General features: G+C 65.8%; 2 protein-coding genes. Both read right to left on the reverse strand.

Annotation, left to right across the window (positions count from 1 at the left end):
* A partial coding sequence (locus AC0L3J_RS36890) for a chemotaxis protein CheW (RefSeq protein ID WP_473350360.1) occupies positions 1-377 on the reverse strand: 377 nt, incomplete at its 3' end.
* Positions 378-409: 32 nt separating this feature from the next.
* Positions 410-2691: hybrid sensor histidine kinase/response regulator (locus AC0L3J_RS36895; RefSeq protein ID WP_473350361.1), on the reverse strand; the 2282-nt coding region annotated here is incomplete at its 5' end.

The raw sequence follows: 2691 nt of genomic DNA on the forward strand, positions 1-2691 counted from the left end.
AGCTTGGCCATGCGGGGGTCGAGATTGACGGGGTTTTCTTCCATGCCGTCCTCGGCAAGCCGCAGCACTTCGCCGATCTGGTCGATCAACAGGCCATAGGATTCACCGCGCAGGTCGACACCGACCGCCATCGGGATCTTGCCGTCCTCGGGCTTGGGCAGGCCGAGCCGGGCGCGCATGTCGACCACGGTGACGATGCGGCCGCGCAGGTTCAGCACGCCCGCGATCTCGCGCGAGGACAGCGGCACGCGGGTGACGCGCTCGGGCATGAACACGTCCTGGACGCGGGAGATCGGCAGGCCGAACAGCTGGCCGCCGATCATCGCGGTGACGTATTCGACCATGGCGCCTTCGCCGGACTGGGTCTTCTTGGTCATGTTGCGTATCTCCTGATCCATCCCGCTGGGGTTTACGCGGCTGCGCGGCTCAGCTCGGAGGCACCGGCGGCGCCTGCGGTCTGTTCCTTCAGCGCCGCGATCAGACCGGGACGGTCGAACTTGGCGACATAGTCGTGGAAGCCGGCCTGACGGCCGCGCTCGATCGCCGCCGGCGACACCAGCGCGGAGAGCCCGATGATCGGCATCGCACCCAGATTGCTGTCGGAGCGGATGGTCTCGGCAAACTCGAACCCGTTCATGTCGGGCATCTCGATGTCGGTCAGGACCACGTCGAAGGTCTGCGCGCGCAGCGCAGCTAAGCCCTCCTGCGCGGTCGGCGCGGTGCGGACGCGGTAGCCGGCGGCCTTGAGCACCGGAGCCAGCATGTTGCGGAAGAACGCCGAGTCGTCGACCAGCAGCACCGATTGCGAGTGCAGCGACGGCTTCATCTCCTTGCGGGTGAACCAGTCGGAGAACGCCATCGGCAGGAAGTGGCCGACGTCGATCACTTCGGTGGCCTGGCCCTTGATCACGGCCGAGCCGAGAATGCCGGAGGAGGATCCGCCGACCTCGATGTTGAGCCGTTCCTCGACGATGTCGATGATCTCGTCGACGACGAGACCCATGGAGCGGCCGTCGTCGGAGAACACCAGGATCGGCTGGGCGCCCTGGCTCGCGATGGTGACGCTCTCCATGGCAACGAGCGGCATCAGCTGCTCGCGGTACTGCACCATGTAGCGGCCGTTCGAGAACTCGATCTTGTCGGCCGGCAGCTCTTCCAGGCGCGTGACGAGCCCGAGCGGGACCGCCTTGGGCTGCGACGAGCCGGCGCGGAACACCAGCAGCGAGGTGGTCTGCTCGCCCGATCCGATGCTGTGAGCCCCGTTCTCGCTGTTCATGTCATGGGCCGAGGAGCCGGCGGCGCCGAGCGCCTTGGCAATGCCGTTGGGGTCGATGATCATGATGACCGCGCCGTCGCCCAGGATGGTATTGCCCGAGAACATGTCGATGTGACGCAGTTTCGTCGACATCGGCTTGACCACGATTTCTTCGGTGTGGAACACGCCGTCGACGACGATGCCGAAGGTCTGGCTGCCGACCTGGGTCACCACGATGAAGCCGTTCTCGGGATCGGAGACGGCGCCGTCGTCGATCTTGAGCAGCTTCTTGAGATGGATCAGCGGCAGCAGCTTGTTGCGCAGCCGGAGCACCGCGGTGTCCTTGATGCGCTCGATGCGGTGCTCCGAGTTGGCGCGGGCCCGCACCAGCTCGACCACGGAGAGCTGCGGGATCGCAAAGCGGTCGCCGGCGGCTTCCACGATCAGCGCGGAGACGATGGCGAGCGTCAGCGGGATCTTGATGGTGACGGAGGAGCCTTCACCGGCGACCGACTTGATGTCGATGGTGCCGCCGATCTGGTCGATATTGGTGCGCACCACGTCCATGCCGACGCCACGCCCCGACACCGAGGTGATGGCGGCAGCGGTGGAGAAGCCCGGCGCGAAGATGAACTTGTGGATCTGGGCTTCGCTCATCTTCTCGAGCTCGGCCTCGGTGACCAGACCTGAGGAGATCGCCTTGGCCTTGATCCTGTCGGTGTTCAGGCCACGGCCGTTGTCGGCGATGCAGATGATGATGTGGCCGCCTTCGTGATAGGCGGACAGGCGAATGGTGCCCTGCTCGCCCTTGCCGCCGGCGAGACGCTCGGCGGGGGTCTCCAGGCCATGATCGGCGGAGTTGCGCACCATGTGGGTGAGCGGGTCCTTGATCAGGTCGAGCACCTGGCGGTCGAGCTCGGTGTCGGCGCCGTGCATCTCCAGCTCGATCTGCTTGCCGAGTTCGCTCGAGAGGTCGCGAACGATGCGGGGCAGCTTCTGCCAGGCATTGCCGATCGGCTGCATGCGCGTCTTCATGACGCCTTCCTGCAGCTCGGCGGTGACGTTGGACAGTCGCTGCAACGGCACCTTGAACTCGGTGTCCTCGTTGCGGCGGGATATCTCCAGCAGCTGGTTGCGGGTCAGCACCAGCTCGGAGACCATGGTCATCAGATGCTCCAGCGTATCCACGTTGACGCGGATCGACTGGTTGGCAATGCTGGCGCCCTCGCCGGCGCCCTCGTCGGCGATCGACTTCTTCGGCGCGGCCTTTTCCTTGGGCGCCTTGGCTTCCTTCGCTACTTCCTTGGCAACAGGCACCGGCGCTTCAGCGACCGGCTCGGCCTTTACTTCGGCCTTGGCAACCGGGACCGGCACTTCGATCGCGGTCTCGCGGAAGGCGCGCTCGAGCTCGTCGAGCGAGACTTCGCCCGGACGCA

The sequence above is a fragment of the Bradyrhizobium sp. Kon37 genome, assembly GCF_055807535.1.